At 55.2% G+C, this 15,003-nt stretch carries 16 protein-coding genes; 6 read left to right on the top strand and 10 right to left on the bottom strand.

Going from position 1 to position 15,003, the window contains the following annotated elements:
* Window positions 1-198: 198 nt before the first annotated feature.
* The 8 genes from KORLAC_RS09390 to KORLAC_RS09355 form a co-directional block, all read right to left on the bottom strand.
* Complete coding sequence (locus KORLAC_RS09390) at window positions 199-3,363, bottom strand: hypothetical protein (RefSeq protein ID WP_068305808.1); 3,165 nt, start codon at window positions 3,361-3,363, stop codon at window positions 199-201.
* Complete coding sequence (locus tag KORLAC_RS09385) at window positions 3,350-4,087, bottom strand: flagellar motor protein MotB (protein WP_082714596.1); 738 nt, start codon at window positions 4,085-4,087, stop codon at window positions 3,350-3,352. The genes KORLAC_RS09390 and KORLAC_RS09385 overlap by 14 nt, the downstream gene beginning before the upstream one ends.
* Window positions 4,077-4,718, bottom strand: a complete 642-nt coding sequence (locus tag KORLAC_RS09380) for a hypothetical protein (RefSeq protein ID WP_139167439.1) — start codon at window positions 4,716-4,718, stop codon at window positions 4,077-4,079. Before KORLAC_RS09380 ends, KORLAC_RS09385 begins: the two co-directional genes overlap by 11 nt.
* Window positions 4,719-4,792: 74 nt before the next feature.
* Window positions 4,793-5,446, bottom strand: coding sequence for a protein phosphatase CheZ (locus KORLAC_RS09375; protein ID WP_068305801.1), 654 nt, complete (start codon window positions 5,444-5,446; stop codon window positions 4,793-4,795).
* A gap of 65 nt (window positions 5,447-5,511) precedes the next feature.
* Entirely contained in the window at window positions 5,512-6,183 is a 672-nt protein-coding gene (locus tag KORLAC_RS09370; RefSeq protein ID WP_139167437.1) for a MotE family protein, read from the bottom strand.
* Window positions 6,184-6,214: 31 nt separating this feature from the next.
* The gene (locus tag KORLAC_RS09365) at window positions 6,215-6,640 is read right to left on the bottom strand and encodes a DUF6468 domain-containing protein (protein ID WP_068305796.1); all 426 of its coding nucleotides are present in this window, start codon (window positions 6,638-6,640) and stop codon (window positions 6,215-6,217) included.
* A complete protein-coding gene (gene fliM / locus KORLAC_RS09360; RefSeq protein ID WP_068305794.1) occupies window positions 6,640-7,797 on the bottom strand; it encodes a flagellar motor switch protein FliM in 1,158 nt (385 codons plus the stop codon). Before fliM ends, KORLAC_RS09365 begins: the two co-directional genes overlap by 1 nt.
* A gap of 45 nt (window positions 7,798-7,842) precedes the next feature.
* Window positions 7,843-8,415 (bottom strand): flagellar basal body-associated FliL family protein, encoded by a 573-nt coding sequence (locus KORLAC_RS09355; protein ID WP_068305792.1) that lies wholly within the window; start codon window positions 8,413-8,415, stop codon window positions 7,843-7,845.
* A gap of 334 nt (window positions 8,416-8,749) precedes the next feature.
* Here KORLAC_RS09355 and KORLAC_RS09350 point away from each other — a divergent pair, with 334 nt between their 5' ends.
* From KORLAC_RS09350 to flgH, 4 genes are read left to right on the top strand one after another with little or no spacing between them, the layout of a single operon-like run.
* Entirely contained in the window at window positions 8,750-9,496 is a 747-nt protein-coding gene (locus tag KORLAC_RS09350; protein ID WP_074519307.1) for a flagellar hook-basal body protein, read from the top strand.
* A 28-nt stretch (window positions 9,497-9,524) separates the two neighbouring features.
* Window positions 9,525-10,310 carry a flagellar basal-body rod protein FlgG gene (gene flgG / locus KORLAC_RS09345; RefSeq protein WP_068305788.1) on the top strand — a complete coding sequence of 262 codons (786 nt, stop codon included), beginning with the start codon at window positions 9,525-9,527 and terminating at the stop codon, window positions 10,308-10,310.
* A 12-nt stretch (window positions 10,311-10,322) separates the two neighbouring features.
* Window positions 10,323-11,285, top strand: a complete 963-nt coding sequence (gene flgA / locus KORLAC_RS09340) for a flagellar basal body P-ring formation chaperone FlgA (protein WP_068305786.1) — start codon at window positions 10,323-10,325, stop codon at window positions 11,283-11,285.
* Between the two features lie 15 nt (window positions 11,286-11,300).
* Window positions 11,301-12,098, top strand: a complete 798-nt coding sequence (flgH, locus tag KORLAC_RS09335; RefSeq protein ID WP_068305784.1) for a flagellar basal body L-ring protein FlgH — start codon at window positions 11,301-11,303, stop codon at window positions 12,096-12,098.
* Window positions 12,099-12,292: 194 nt separating this feature from the next.
* Here flgH and dksA read toward each other — a convergent pair whose 3' ends face one another.
* Window positions 12,293-12,730 (bottom strand): RNA polymerase-binding protein DksA, encoded by a 438-nt coding sequence (gene dksA, locus KORLAC_RS09330; protein ID WP_068144960.1) that lies wholly within the window; start codon window positions 12,728-12,730, stop codon window positions 12,293-12,295.
* Window positions 12,731-12,902: 172 nt separating this feature from the next.
* On the bottom strand, window positions 12,903-13,331 hold the full coding sequence (locus KORLAC_RS09325; protein ID WP_068305781.1) for a flagellar assembly protein FliX: 429 nt from the start codon (window positions 13,329-13,331) through the stop codon (window positions 12,903-12,905).
* 211 nt (window positions 13,332-13,542) lie between these two features.
* Here KORLAC_RS09325 and KORLAC_RS09320 point away from each other — a divergent pair, with 211 nt between their 5' ends.
* Together KORLAC_RS09320 and KORLAC_RS09315 are read left to right on the top strand one after the other, a co-directional pair.
* Window positions 13,543-14,670, top strand: coding sequence for a flagellar basal body P-ring protein FlgI (locus KORLAC_RS09320; RefSeq protein ID WP_068305779.1), 1,128 nt, complete (start codon window positions 13,543-13,545; stop codon window positions 14,668-14,670).
* Entirely contained in the window at window positions 14,670-15,002 is a 333-nt protein-coding gene (locus tag KORLAC_RS09315) for a rod-binding protein (protein ID WP_074519306.1), read from the top strand. Before KORLAC_RS09320 ends, KORLAC_RS09315 begins: the two co-directional genes overlap by 1 nt.
* The last annotated feature ends 1 nt before the right edge of the window (window position 15,003 follow it).

The raw sequence follows: 15,003 nt of genomic DNA, 5'->3' as shown, positions 1-15,003 counted from the left end.
TCTATATTCGCCGAATGACGCGACAAAGGAAAATAATATGAAATTCACGCTTTGGTGAAATCGGTCAACCCAGCAGCAATCCTCACCTTCCCTCAAGCCCGCCTCATTTAACAGACCACTTGTCGTGGGATATCCAATGACTAGCAAGACCGACCCTCACAGCCTTGCGAGCGGCCCGTTACTTGCTCAAACCTCAGCCTAGCGGCCAGAAAAATCGTTTCTGTATTCCCGCATGAAGGTTTGAAGTTTTTCGACACTGGCGATCTGTTTCGCAATGGCACCAAGTTCTCCGCCCGACAGTTCCTGGTCATTGGTCAGCAATTCGAACGCGTTGGCAAAATCTCCATCCCGCATCTGCAGCCCGTACCTGCGGCGCGTCTCAATCAGCCCGGCGCGGTCTTCCGTGAAGGTCAATGCAATGGTCAGGCGAATCAGATTCAGGCGCTGTTTGTCATTGAGAGGTTCCTTGCGGCGCCAGCCATCCCCTAGGATACGACGTACAGTTGATGCCAGCCTCGGCCAGTTTTTGGCGCCCCAATAGATATCCGCGCGAAGATATTCGGCGTTAGCGCCGCGATCACCATCCAGCACCACTTCAGCTTCTTCATAGCGCTCGAGTTCTATCAAGGCCCGCGCCTCTACGTGTCGGCGTGTTGCCTCAATATCCTGCGGCAACCGAGGCTCGCGCGTACCACGCAGGATCTGAAGGGCCTGCTCGGGCTTTTCATCAAGAATATAGATCTGTGCCAATCTGGCAGCAATCGCGGCCCTTGCCGCCCCTTCGGTGCGCACGCGAACCTGATACTCGAGAAGCTCTGCCGCTCGATCGAGCAAGTCAACTGACACAAGCCGGGAGGCGAGCCGTCTGATCATCAGGTCCCCATCGTTCCCAAGCGGTGTCAGGTCACGAAAATCATAGTAAAGACTGATTGCCGAGATCGGTGTCATAGTGTCTGCGTCACCGTCCAGGAACAGTTTCCGGAACACGGCGCTTGAGCGACTGATCATCTGGCGCTCTGCTGCAAGCTCAGGGAAGTAGGAGATGCCTTGCCGCAACGTCTCCAGCCCCAAGCGGTATTGTTGGGTCTCGAAATACAGTTCGGACAAGTCATCGAGCAATTGAATCTCAAACCGGTTACCGCGCCATGCATAGCGCAAGCGTTCCAACTGATCGATGCCCTGCTGCGGCGTGATGTCGTTCATACGCAAGCTGTATTTGATCCGCGCATATCGGGCTCGGGCCGCAATCCAGCGTTGGGGCACATCTGAAAGGTCTTCATACTGCGTTAACGCAATATCAAGCTGGCCTTGCCGCTCGGCGATGCGCGCACTCTGGAAGACGGATTCAGAAATCTGCTCACTCGTGAGCGACAGGCCATTCAACAGGTCCAACTCGCGCTGGGCTTGCTCAATGTTGCCAAGGGCCAAGGAGGATCTGATCACCGCAAGCTGTATTTCAGCGCGGTCATAGTCATCATAGGTGCCCATGACATCCTTACCGCGGCGATAATGTTCAAGTGCCTGTTCATAATTGCCGCGTGCTTCCGCCACAAGGGAACGCCAAAGTTCCGCGTCCTGCTCTGCTTCAAGCCCCCGTGCGGAAAGGTCCGCCGCAGCTTCGTCCAGCCGCCCAGCCTTGAAGTTCGCCACGCCACGCACGGCCAGAAATTCGCTATTTTCAGTCAGCAGAGGATCTTCATCAAGCATCCGATCCATGATGCCCAATGCCTCTTCACCACGCCCATGGGCCAGGAAGTAACGCGCCAGTTTCCAACGCACCTCGTTGCGGTCATTGGCAGGGCGCAGGGAAAGTTCATAGAGCAATCGGCTTTTATTCTTCCGATATTCCCAGTCATTACCAATCCGCCAGGCCCGGAAATCAATCAGCCGGTTGAAGTTGCCTCCAACCTGGTCACCAATGCCTGTACCACGCGAAAGCTTCGATGCCGACAGGATATTATTGCCCGCGGACCGGATCGTTACGCCTTCAGCGTATCGCTCAATGGTAACAAAGTCAGACAGCGGCACCACAACAATGCCCTGGGAGGTTTCAAGCACTTGAGATGACGCATAGCTATATTGCTGAGGTAAGCCGCGGCCTTCAAGAAGTGTAGGCACGACGACGAGCAGATCACCAACAGCGGGATCTTCAACCTCGATCTTGCGCCCAAGGTCTGTCGCTGGAATGTGAATTTGCTGCCCTTGAGCACCTTCAGTGCGGCGCTCAGGCACCAATGGGAAACGTGGTTTCGCTGGCGTATCCTTGAGGGAAACCAGCCAATCATTGCGATCCTTTTCCACAACGGTACTCTGATCTGTGCGTATATTGAGACGCATCACCAGGGCATCACGATGCGGTACGACTTCAATATTGCGGATGCGCGGCCCAATAAGAGAGGCATTGGCGCTCAGGTTACTCATCTGAACACCCAACTGGCGGTCAAACACTAGCCAGAGAAAACCACCGCGTTCGAACGCCGCGACCGCGACCCCCTCAGGCGCTTGGAACCGCAGCTTTACACCATTCTCAATCGCAGAAACTGAAACAGGCACAGGTTCGCCTTCGGGCTCAACACCTGTAACTGTTACACCCTGTGTCGGCGGTGTGGTTGTTGCCTGGCTTTCCGGCGCCACGTCCGTAACATTTGTATTGGTGCTTGGGACAGGATCAGTATTCGGTGTACTAACGTCATCTTCGGTTGGGCCGGTAATATCCCGCGTCACGCCATCATCTGAACCAAGCTGCGGTGCGGCACCTGTCGTATCGGTACCCGGTGTTACTGCATCCACACCAGCTGTCCCGCCCTGCTCTGCAGCATCGTCCGACGGTTGCTGCGCTGCGCCGCCATCAGCTGCAGTTTCATCTGGCTGAGGGGCGGGTGCCTGACCGTTGGATTGCTGCGCCGCCTGTGATCCAGGTTGACTTTCGGCAGGCACCGGAACCTGTGACTGGCTTTGCGGACCGTCTTCTACGATGTTTTCCGAATAGACATCCACCACCAGATACTGGCCGGAGCGAAAATGACGAACATTGGCGTCCGAGGGCACGCTGAAGGTCACAACTGTCTGGCCACCAGAACCAGCGACCCGAGGATTGCGGACCTGTCGCAACTGACTGGCGTTGATGTTGCTCAGGTCAAAACTGATACTGCTCTCTGCTGTAACGGTAACCTGTGTGCCTTGGTGGTCAACGGTGTAGGCAACATTCTCTGGAATGGCAAAAGCCAGACGCGCGAAGGTCGCTTGCTGAGCCCCCTGCACAGGGACGGCCTGCAGGGCCAAAACGGGTGGCGCAGGCAGGACAGCGATCACAACTGCAATCGCGGCAACCCCAGAAAGATATCGCCACTTAGAAAAGGTCATATAATCCTCTATCCCGTCGTTCATCAACGATGATTATATCAATACGTTCAGCCAGATCATACCGCCTCTGCTGCGTAAGGCTACCGGGTAATTGATTGTACCGCGTATCGGCATACCCCAGGACCGCCATCGGTTCGCGATACCCCGCATCAGACAAAATTCCGGCAACAACCCGGGCCCGTGTCAAAGACAGCTCCCAATTCGATCGATACAACTGGTTCGAAACCGGTGTTTGGTCCGTGTGGCCAGCTACCTGTATCTTGTTTCGGAGCTGGATAAGCACCCCTGCCAGGTCCCGAAGGGCCCTGAACCCTTCAGCGTTGGGGATTGCATCCTTGCGTTCAAAAAGCAAACTGGCCGGGACCGATATAATTACCTTGCCTTCGGTTCGCCATACCTCACCATTCTCAAACAACGGAATTTGGCTGAAACGCTGGGACACGACGGCCTCGAGATAGGCCAGGCTCAAACCTTTTGGCTTGGACTGAAGCACTGAGGGCGGCTCTTTATGTTCGGTCGGACTGATCGTCGGCCTGTTGGGGTTGAACTCGTCACTCATCGTCCGCACGACCGCTTTCCAATCCTCGAACCGGATCGTGTTCATGGAAAAAACAAGCACAAAGAACGTCAGCAACAGGGACAGCAAATCAGCAAACGTCAGCATCCAGGCATTCCCTGGGACATGCTTTGCAGCATTGCGTGCGGAATGAGGCCTAGTTGCCATGGCGCCCTCCCCCCTCGCCCAGCTTGTTACGGGTATTTCGGTCCAGCGTGCGGGTAAAAACTGCCAAAATCTCGCCTTCCGGGATACCCACAAAGCCGGTGGTGAACACGTCTCGCTCAAGGCCGGATGTCTGCAGATACCGCGCCAGCGCTCCGGCACGGCGGACAGCGACTTCCTGGCTGCGGGTCATTTCTCTGGCAACAGCACCACGGCCAGTTCCAAACATGAAAGCGACTTCCTGCCGCCCCCCACTGCTTACATCCCCAAGCGCCTCAACGAGCTGATCCACGAAAGGCGCCATATCACGCCTGATATTGATAGAACCGGGTTCAAACAGATAGCTTTCAGGAAACTGAATTTCAAAGGCACCACCACCTGCTTCAGAAAAGCGTCCCGGAATTTCGAGCTCTGAAAAGAAACGTTGTTGAATGGCCTTAAGGACAGGGTCTTCCGCGGCGGAAGTCGCCGCGCGCGGGTCGATATCTTCGATTTTTGCTTCGCCGCTGCGGGTGAAGGTTTGGTTCACGCTTTCCATGGCCAACGAACCACGGGACGCAGCATGGGTCGACAATGCTGTCAGGATGATAAAAAAGGCCAACAAGATGAGATAAAGCGCAACAAACAACCCCATTGTGTTGTCTGCTCCGAATATCCGCTTGCTATCTTGCTCCTCACTGAACATATGGTCTCTAGCTTTGCCCCAGGTCAGTCGAAGCTTGCCAAAATCGCATCGATTTCAGCTTGGCTGTTACCCTCACCCTCCAACTGCGGGCCATGAAGCAGATCCGTCTCGTCCTCCACAACACCTTCTTCATTGCGGGCAATTTCTTCTTCAGGGTCTGGCGCGACATAGTCATCGCCGATAGCATCCGCGAGCGCGTTGAGCCGTTCCTCAAGATGCGCCAAGGTCCGTGTCACTTTAGTGATGCGCTGGCCTGTGAGGTCTTGGAAGCTTGACGCTTGAAACAAATCCGTCGAAATCTGCGCCAATCGGCCACCAACCTCATCGTCCAACTCGTCCGCGATTTGGCCTACCGCGTCAGCAGCATCCATGATGGCTTCCGCGGCATCTTCCGTGGATTTGACAATAGCATCCAACTGTTCGCCCGCGTCTGGGATATCTCTGTTCGAGAGCGACTTGGGCTGCATTTCTACCAGTTCGCTTTTGGCGGCGTTGATATAGTTGAGAAGTTCGCGCAGCTCGGTTGATACACTGTCCATATCATCATCATGGGTGGTGCCGCGAACCAGGCTGCCAACCACATGGGTAATTTCGTCAATAGCGATGTTGTCGCCACGGTCCTGCCGTAGCGATGCTGCCCGATCTTCCAAACTCACAACAGTTGCCTGTTTTCCCATTCCGCTACTCCTGCCCCACGAAAACTCAAGATAGGCGGCTACTCCCATATGCCGCCAGTCCCCTTTTAGCGCCCGCCGCCTCGAACCTCGTCAAAATTCGGCGGTTGAACTTGCGTAGCAAGTTCTGTCGTTAAAATCGAAGCCTTCTGAGGCGACATGTTCTCCATCAGGGCTGCAACCTTTGCCGGCTTCATCCGGGTCACAAGGTCGACCTGGGTCTGCAACGCCAAGGCTTCAAACCGGGGCGCCGCATCCTTGGGCTTCATTTTTTCGTATACTTCAACGATCGCATCCAGCTGCTTTTCCTCCACCTCTTCGAAGAGGCGCAGGTGTTTCTTGATCTGGACTTCAAGCTCTTGCAATTGAACAATCTTGTCATTGATCCGCTTTTCGGTGCTCGCCAGCAGCTGTTCCTGCAGATCAAGCTGTTGTTCGCGCGCTTCGAGATCTTGACGGCGCTGGCGTAACTGGGTGATCAATTCCATTTCTTGGGTACTAGGCAGCCCGATGATGGGTGGCGGAGCGGCAGCGGCAGTGGTGGTTGCCGGGTCGTCGGCCCCAGCATTGTCACCTTCAGCCTGTGCCGTATCTTCCTGTGCCTGATTTTCGTCCTGAGCAACAGCAACCATCAGGTCATAACCCGCGTAAAGGCTGACACCCCGCAGCCCGAGAGCCGCAAGGGCAAACAGTATAAGCAATGGGAATAGACGAACCCGACTGTATATCGCGCCACTCATTTTACTGCCTCTCACTCACACACAGGCCACGTCAACGTGCTTCACGCAGGGCGGCCAAAATTTCCTGCTGCTGTTTCTTGTTTGCCTTCGGCTCAGCCGGATCAGCGGCAGCTTTAGTTGGCGCTGAAGGTTTATCACCTGTCAGGCCTTGCTCAATTCTATCTGCAAGATTGTTGCCAGCCTCCGTAATCATGCTCAATTCTTCAGCCATGCTTTTGGCGCGCTTGATTTCAGCGCTCAGCTTTTCATCGGCATCAAGTGCGGCCTGGCGAATGTTGCCGACACTACGCTGGGCGTCCACCACTGCGTTGTTCAAGCTATCAACCAACTGCCTGAGCTGTTCCTGCCCTTCCCGAATGGTAGACAGGCGCCGATATACAATGGTGCACACAACAATCACTGCAATAAGCAGGATCGCCAAAACACCATCGACAATCATTTCAGGTAGGATTTGCATCAATAACTTCCGGAATTGGGGTCGTCTTCAACGTGCAGGCGCTCTGCTGTCTGCCGTATCTGCACGGCAACATGCTGCCCGGCCCGACCGATCGCGCCGCTTACCATAGGAACTTCGCCACATTTTAGCACAACTTCATCATTCGGGCTCTTGTTAAAAAGAATAGTCTGGCCAACTTCGAAATTCATCACATCCCTGAGCGACATGGTGGTTTCGTCCATAATCGCCTGCAGGTCCACGTCAGCACGCCACAGCTCGGTTGCCAGGTGGGTTTCCCAGATGCTGTCACGACCGAACTTCTCACCCATGAACCGCTGAAGCAAGAGTTCCCGCACAGGTTCAAGCGTGGCGTATGGGAACAATACCTCAAGGCGACCGCCGCGGTCTTCCATATCAACTCGAAGCTTGATCAGGATCGCTGCGTTTGGTGGTCGCGCGATCGTTGCGAAGCGTGGATTGGTCTCCAACCGGTCGAACGTGAAGTTCACTGGGCTCAGCGGTTCGAACGCGCCACACATATCCTTCAGAACCACCGAGATCATACGCTCCACGAGCGTTTGTTCAATTGTGGTATAGGGGCGTCCCTCAATCCGCATGGCGGCTGTACCGCGCCGACCGCCCAACAGCACATCCACGATCGAATAGATCAGGCTGCTGTCAATGGTCATGAGGCCATAGTTATCCCATTCCTCGGCCCGGAAAACCGCCAACATTGCCGGCAGCGGGATCGAGTTCAGATAGTCCCCGAAACGGACGGAGGTAATATTGTCCAGCGACACTTCGATATTGTCGGACGTGAAGTTCCTGAGGCTTGTGGACATCATTCGCACCATACGGTCGAAGATGATATCCAGCATCGGCAGACGCTCATAGGACACCAGCGCGCTATTGATCAGCGCGTGGATGCCCGTCATCTCACCGGAATCGCCGTCTCCGTCAAAGCCAAGCAGGCTATCGATTTCGTCCTGATCAAGTACGCGCCCGGGTGACGGGCCTGAGCCATCGTCATCTTCGTCGTCTCCACCGGCGGCCATGGCTTCCCATTCGGCAGCCATCTCATCCTGGTCAGCCGCGTTTTCATCGTCATCATCACCACCAGCCATCGCCGCCCATTCGGCTGCAACTGCTTCGTCGTCAATTTCTTCGTCGTCGGCCATTTTCTACCTTACTCTTTCACCCACACGGGTGCCCCCCTGCCAGGATCAGCTGCCCTGAACCAGGAATTCCTGGAACAAAACGTCCTTGACGCGGGTCGGCGCTACAGCCTGGTTGATCCGCATCAACAGTTCTTCTTTCAGACGGAAAATACCTGCTGCGCCAGCAAGATCCTCTGGACGCAGCTCGCGCATGTAGGCGTTAAACTCATCAAGAATACGCGGCATCTTGGCGTTGATATCCGCTTTGTAGCTCTCACGATCAATTTCAAGGGCGATGCGCACACGCAGGAAACTGGTGCCCTGTCCACCTGTATTCAGATTATAAAGCTGCTCAGGCAGCTCAACGAACAATAGCTTCAGCTTTTCGTTTGGCTGATCTTCCTCAAGCTGAGCGTTGTCCCGTTGAGTGGCGGCATCCTCTGCCATCTGCTCCAGCGCTTCGTCAGCTGGATCCACTTCATCACCGCCGCCAAACAAGGTCACGGCGCCCACAGCCGTCAAAGCCGCTACAAACAGACCAACAATAATGATGACAAGCTTTTTGCCGCTGATTTTCTTCCGCTCAAGCCCTTCGACAAGCTCGGCTTCTCCCAGCGCTTCTTCCATTTCGTCGGACATAAGCGATCAATACCTCTTGAGTGCCTGATATGGGGCGAGCCCATTCATTATCATTTCAACTTTATCTTTATTTATACATAGTTAACAAGCCATGAAACAGTCGTAAAGAAATCACGCGGAAAAGCGGGAAAATAGTGGCACCACTCGGCAGGCTTTTCTTTCCCGCCTGGGCAACTTCGGTGGGCAAAACATGCATTCAAGCCCCCGCACCAACCCTGTGAAAACGACTAAACATCTGATACTTAAGCAGAAAATAATCTGGCACGGTTCATGCTTTTATCCTGGCAAACGATAACTGCGCAAAGCAGCAAACTGCGAATGCAGGAGAAAAGTTATGGATACCGCACTGTTAGTCGGGTTGGCTCATAGAAGCGCGCTAAAAAGGCGCATGGATGTTGTTGCACATAATATCGCAAATATGTCGACAGCAGCCTTCAACAAAGAAAGATCTGTCTTCCGTCAACATTTGATTGACGTTCCAGGCGCGGCCGGCACTGTCGGCGGCAAGATCGCCACGGTTATGGACCATGGCGTTGTCCGGAACCTGGAAGCCGGGACAATGATCCCAACGAGCAACCCTCTTGATATCTTTATCAACGGCCGGGCCTACCTGTCGATTGAAGGTAGCGACGGACAAACCGTCTACACCCGCAATGGACGTATGACCCTTGATGCCGACCGCAACCTTACCTTGCTGTCTGGCGAGAAGGTTCTGGACGACAATGGCCAGCCGATCCAGTTTGATGAAGACGACATCGATATTTCCATCGCAACTGACGGTTCGATATCCACGAACAATGGCGAACGGGGCAGGATTGGCATCGTGTCTTTTGCCAACGAGCAAAACATGAAACGCCGCGGCAATTCTCTTTATGAGACTGACCAGGCGCCCCAGCCACCGGAAAACATGACCGAATTCACCATCCGCCAAAAGGCGTATGAAGGGTCAAATGTGAACCCCATCGAATCCATGGTCGAAATGATTGACGTGATGCGCGCCTACGAGGCGGCATCCAAACAATCAAGCGGCATCGAAGAGATGAGGAAAGATTCCCTCAGTCGCTTGGCTCAAGTGAAATAGCCAGCATTTGTGAGGAAAGGATAGAACGATGAAAGCACTTAGCACAGCAGCAACAGGCATGTTGGCCCAGCAGTTGAATATCGACGTTATCTCGAACAACATCGCCAACATGAACACCACGGGCTTCAAACGCGGCCGCGCCGAGTTTCAAGACCTTCTGTACCAGAACATTGAACGGGTTGGCGCCAACTCGTCCGACGCCGGCACGGTTGTCCCAAGCGGCATCCAGGTAGGTGTGGGCGTGCGGACCGCAGGCGTATACCGGATCACAGACCAAGGCAGTCTGCAGAATACCGGCAACATGTTCGACATCGCGATCAACGGCCGCGGCTTCTTCCACATCCAGCTTCCGGATGGTCAGGATGCCTACACCCGCGCCGGTTCGTTCCAGATTGACCAGAACGGCCAATTGGTGACCCCGGAAGGCTTCGCGGTTCAGCCCGCCATCAACATCCCGCAGGATTCGATTGATGTCACCATCAACGAGCAAGGCGAAGTGATGGTCAAGCAGGACGGTCAGACCAACCCAGCAGTGGTCGGCACGCTTGAACTGGCGATCTTCCCCAACGAAGTGGGCCTCGAGGCCATTGGCGGAAACCTCTACCTTGAAAGCCAGGCATCCGGCGCAGCTGTTCCAAGCTCACCAGGCCAGCCAGGCTACGGCACCGTGTTCCAGGGCTTCCTTGAACAGTCCAACGTGAATGCCGTGGGTGAGATTACGTCCATGATTTCGGCGCAGCGCGCCTATGAGCTGAACTCCAAGGTTATCCAGACCGCGGACGAGATGCTCCAGGCTGCCAATAACCTGCGCTAATAGGAGGCACTGATGCGGAACTGTAGCACGAAATTCATCACAGCCCTGGCCTTCAGCACCATGCTGATGACAGCAGCCCCCACCGAGGCGGCGGAACTGAAGGCCGCGCCAACGGTTGATGACACTGTCATCCGCCTGGGGGACCTGTTTGATGACGTAGGCGACAAGGCCGCAGAAATTGTCATGCAGGCACCAGCACCTGGCGAAGCTGAAAAGCTGAACTCCTACGACCTTGACCGGATCGCACAGGATTTCGAGCTGGACTGGGAACGCCCCAACTATCTGCGTACGGTCTTGATCCACCGGGATGGGATTGCTTTCTCACTCAGCGATCTGTCTGACCTGGTACTGGATGCAGCCAACCAGCAAGGCCTGCAACATGATGTGGAAGTCACCGTGTATGGCAGCAACCGCGGCCTGTACCTGCCGACCACGGCAAGTCTTGCCGACATTGAGTTCGAACGCTTCACCATGACCGACCGCATGGACCGTTTCAGCGCCACGCTGCTGATCCCTACCGGCGGCTCGGTGCCGAAGAAGCTGAAGGTCAACGGCACCCTGCAGGAAGTGCGCATGGTACCGATGCTGACCCGGCTGATTGCACCCGGTGAAGTGATCACGGCAAAAGACGTCACCTGGAGCCAGTATCCGTCCAAGCGCCTGAACCGCAACTCTGTCCTTGATCAGCAAAGCCTTGTTGGCCAGACCGTGCGTCGCCCGCTCCAGCCGGGCCAGCCGCTGCGCGTAAATGACATCATGGCGCCGGTGGTTGTCGAGAAAGGCAGCCTGGTGACAATGACAATCCAAAGCGGTGCCCTGACCCTCAGCGCCAGTGGCCGTGCCCTCCAGGATGGAGGCGACGGCGACATGATCCGGGTCATGAACATCAAATCCAAACAAAGCGTAGAAGCTCAGGTTATCAGCCCTGGCCTGGTGAAGGTCATGAGCAACAGCCTCGCGCTTGCCGCCCTCTAACGTCGGAGACTAGTCATGATTAAGAACGCCATACGCAAAATTGCCCTCACGGCAGCCCTCGCGTCGCTCGCGGCGTGCGGTGCGGCAGATCGGATCTCAAACATCGGCAAAGCGCCAGACATGACCCCGATCAAGGATATCAAGGCCCCAGTGGCGCAGCGCTCCATCAGCCTGCCCATGCCAAACAATACACCGGACAAATACCAGCCGAACTCGCTTTGGCGGACCGGTGCCCGCGCCTTCTTCAAGGATCAGCGCGCCGGCAACATTGGTGACATCCTGACGGTGAATATCGATATTTCCGACAGCGCCCAGATCGGCAACTCGACCTCGCGCTCCCGCTCGACCGCGGAAGACGCTGGCCTGTCGAACTTCCTGGGGCTTGAGCAAGCTATTCCAAATCTGCTCTATGGTAACGCTGATAATGACCGCGAAGGCGGTTCTCATGAGGCTGGCAGGAGTAATTTCTCCGCAGGCTCTATGGTCAACGCTGACTCTACTACATCCTACGAAGGCAATGGCAGCGTGAACCGGTCTGAGGCCATCAGCCTCACGGTTGCCGCCATCGTTACCGAAGTCCTGCCGAACGGCAACCTGGTGATCCAAGGCCGCCAGGAGGTACGAGTGAATTTCGAGAAGCGCGAACTACTTCTCGCCGGGATTGTGCGTCCTGAGGATATCTCCAGTTCGAACACCATTTCGCACACCCAAATCGCCGAAGCCCGCATTAGCTACGGGGGCAAAGGCCAACTAACCGATGTCCAACAGCCACGTTATGGGACCCAACTGTATGACATCATCTTCCCATTCTAAGTCTATCAACCAAGGAGGCGTCTAACGCAGAACTAGGACTACTTACCGAAATAAAGCCAACTTAATTCTGCATAACAGTGCAGTGGCCGGCAGCCCCAGTGGCTACCGGCCCTTTTTTTGCCTGCCTTCAAAAAAGGCAACAAAAAAGGGAGCCTGAAAGCTCCCTTATTCAATCGCTCAGGTCTAGCCGCTACTTAGTCGTCGCGGTGAACCTTCTCGGCGCGCTCATGTGCTTCCTGGGCCTCAATCGTCATAGTCGCGATCGGACGGGCGTCCAGGCGGCGCAGGCTGATCGGCTCGCCGGTCACTTCACAGTAACCATACTCGCCCTCTTCGATCCGGCGCAGAGCAGAGTCAATCTTGGACACAAGCTTGCGCTGACGGTCGCGGGTCCTGAGTTCAACCGACCAGTCGGTCTCAGACGACGCACGGTCGGCGATGTCAGGCTCGCGAAGATTGTCTTCCTGAAGATTATGAAGGGTCTCCGCAGACTCTCTCAGAATGTCCTGCTTCCAGTCGTTCAGCTTACGACGGAAATATTCCAGCTGAAGCGGGTTCATGAACTCTTCGTCTGGCGACGGTGTGTATCCTTCTGGCAGCTGGATCTTTTTCGCTGTCATCGTCTCGGTCATTGTCACTCCCTAACAAACCAAATCTGGACCTTCGCCTCAAATTCCCCCGAAGGCCGAGAGCACTACATCGGGGGGTTATATAATGATTTCCGCCCCACAGCACAAGCTGTAATAAAAACGGGCGGCCCAACGAATTCGTGATAATCAGGAGAGAATTACTAAGGCTTTGATTTTAAACGCCTAGTTTCGCAAGCTCGACTTCAGCCCGCAGTTCGATATCTGAAAGGATATCGTCGAGTTTTGCGTCATCGGTCTTGCCGCGCTGATTCCTTGCCATATCAGCAAGACTCCGCAGCTGCGGTGCCGGAATGGCCCCAAGCAGGATTCCTTTACGGACCTCTTCAAGGAGATCAAGCATCTCTTCCGCGCGCTTGAGCCCCTTGGAGCGCCGTTCGGTTGCGTCCGGCACGCCCTGAAGCGCGATCACCGCATCAAGGGACGCTATCGGCCCCGCACTTCCGGCACCTGAAGGCCCGCTCGTTGCTGACGCACCCTTCGTTTCCGACAGTTCGCTGGCAAACGCAGAGCCACTGCTCGCACCTTTGCGCGAGGTCTTTTTGACCGTCTTAGATTGAACTGAACCGGAACCAGAGATCTTCATGCTTCTAATTTATTCCTTGAGCAGCAGATGAGCAAGCATTGCTACACCCAACCGGCAGATAATTCCAAATCAATATTCCTGCATATTTAAAAACTATATATTTCAGATAGTTACATCACCAAATCAATTGGCATGATATTAGCATTAGTTAAAGCAAGTTAGGAATAAGCGGCAAATATGACCGCACATGAATCAGTAAGGGTGCCAAAGCATGTTTTGCAAATCGAAAGTTCGGACCAGTCTGACACTGATGGTTGCCTTCCTCTTCCTGGGGGCGCTACCGGCCGCACACGCTTCGTCGCGGATCAAAGACATTGTGTCCATCGAAGGCATTCGTGAAAACCAATTGATCGGCTATGGCCTCGTTGTTGGCCTGAACGGCACTGGTGACACGCTGCGGAACACCCCATACACCGAACAAAGCCTGACTGCGATGCTGGAACGCCTGGGCGTCAACGCCAAAGGCGAAACCATGCGCCCGGAAAATGTTGCCGCCGTTATGGTCACAGCCAACCTGCCAGCATTTTCCCGTCAAGGTAACCGCATTGATGTCAATGTCAGCTCCATGGGCGACGCAGAAGACCTCAAAGGCGGCACCCTGCTGGCAACCCCGCTTATGGGCGCGGACGGTGAAGTCTATGCAGTTGCACAGGGTGCCATCGCCGTCGCAGGTTTCAGCGCCCAAGGCGAAGCGGCTTCTGTGGTTCAGGGCGTACCAACGAACGGCCGCATCGCGAACGGCGGTATCGTTGAACGCGAAATCCCCTTTGAACTCAGCGACATGACGTCCGTCAAGCTGTCGCTGCACAACCCCGATTTCACAACCGCTCAACGGGTAACCCGCGCGATCAACCGTCATCTGAAAAACAGCATGGCACGCGCACTTGACCCTGCAACCATTCAAATCGACCGTCCGATCGGTTACGAGCTGGCGCTTGTGGACATCCTGACCGAAATTGAACAGCTTCCCGTGAAGCCGGATCAGAAGGCCCGCGTCATCATCGACGAACGCACCGGCATCATTGTTATGGGCGCTGAAGTACGCATCAATTCCGTTGCCATCGCACAAGGCAACCTGACAATCAGCGTTTCCGAGCAGCCACAAGTTTCCCAGCCAGGTGCTTTCGCCCAGGGTGGGCAGACCCAGGTCGTGCCACGTAGCTCTGTAACGGTTGAGGAAACCGGCACCGAAAAGCTGACCATTCTTGAGAATGCCGTGACGCTCCAGGACCTTGTAGACGGCCTCAACGCCCTTGGCGTTGGCCCACGCGACATGATTTCCATCCTGCAGGCCATCAAGGCCGCAGGTGCCATGCAAGCTGAAATTCAGGTGATGTAATGCAAGTCGTCTCGATAGATACCGCACAAGCGCAAGCCATCGACGCACAAATTGGTGCAGCCAAGGCCGGCCTGAAAAATGCTGGCATGTCTGACGACACCAAGCGCGCTGCGCGGGATGCTGCAGAACAATTCGAAGCCGTGTTCATCGCCCAGATGCTCGGCCCGATGTTCGAGACCGTACCAACAGACGGCCCGATGGGCGGCGGCCATGCCGAGGGCATGTACCGGTCCATGTTCGTTACCGAAACCAGTAAAGCAATCGCCAAACAAGGCGGTGTTGGTATCGCCGATCAGGTTTACCGTGAATTGCTGAAGTTGCAGGAGGTATAAT

The sequence above is a fragment of the Kordiimonas lacus genome, from assembly GCF_001550055.1.
In the GTDB taxonomy this organism is placed as follows: domain Bacteria; phylum Pseudomonadota; class Alphaproteobacteria; order Sphingomonadales; family Kordiimonadaceae; genus Kordiimonas; species Kordiimonas lacus.
Note: the sequence above shows the minus strand (reverse complement) of the source record. Positions and strands in the feature narration are given on the sequence as shown.

Coding starts and splice junctions, on each gene's coding strand:
- KORLAC_RS09390 (WP_068305808.1), bottom strand. CDS start 3,363: ATGACCTTTTCTAAGTGGCGATATCTTTCTGGGGTTGCCGCGATTGCA.
- KORLAC_RS09385 (WP_082714596.1), bottom strand. CDS start 4,087: ATGGCAACTAGGCCTCATTCCGCACGCAATGCTGCAAAGCATGTCCCA.
- KORLAC_RS09380 (WP_139167439.1), bottom strand. CDS start 4,718: ATGGGGTTGTTTGTTGCGCTTTATCTCATCTTGTTGGCCTTTTTTATC.
- KORLAC_RS09375 (WP_068305801.1), bottom strand. CDS start 5,446: ATGGGAAAACAGGCAACTGTTGTGAGTTTGGAAGATCGGGCAGCATCG.
- KORLAC_RS09370 (WP_139167437.1), bottom strand. CDS start 6,183: ATGAGTGGCGCGATATACAGTCGGGTTCGTCTATTCCCATTGCTTATA.
- KORLAC_RS09365 (WP_068305796.1), bottom strand. CDS start 6,640: ATGCAAATCCTACCTGAAATGATTGTCGATGGTGTTTTGGCGATCCTG.
- fliM (WP_068305794.1), bottom strand. CDS start 7,797: ATGGCCGACGACGAAGAAATTGACGACGAAGCAGTTGCAGCCGAATGG.
- KORLAC_RS09355 (WP_068305792.1), bottom strand. CDS start 8,415: ATGTCCGACGAAATGGAAGAAGCGCTGGGAGAAGCCGAGCTTGTCGAA.
- KORLAC_RS09350 (WP_074519307.1), top strand. CDS start 8,750: ATGGATACCGCACTGTTAGTCGGGTTGGCTCATAGAAGCGCGCTAAAA.
- flgG (WP_068305788.1), top strand. CDS start 9,525: ATGAAAGCACTTAGCACAGCAGCAACAGGCATGTTGGCCCAGCAGTTG.
- flgA (WP_068305786.1), top strand. CDS start 10,323: ATGCGGAACTGTAGCACGAAATTCATCACAGCCCTGGCCTTCAGCACC.
- flgH (WP_068305784.1), top strand. CDS start 11,301: ATGATTAAGAACGCCATACGCAAAATTGCCCTCACGGCAGCCCTCGCG.
- dksA (WP_068144960.1), bottom strand. CDS start 12,730: ATGACCGAGACGATGACAGCGAAAAAGATCCAGCTGCCAGAAGGATAC.
- KORLAC_RS09325 (WP_068305781.1), bottom strand. CDS start 13,331: ATGAAGATCTCTGGTTCCGGTTCAGTTCAATCTAAGACGGTCAAAAAG.
- KORLAC_RS09320 (WP_068305779.1), top strand. CDS start 13,543: ATGTTTTGCAAATCGAAAGTTCGGACCAGTCTGACACTGATGGTTGCC.
- KORLAC_RS09315 (WP_074519306.1), top strand. CDS start 14,670: ATGCAAGTCGTCTCGATAGATACCGCACAAGCGCAAGCCATCGACGCA.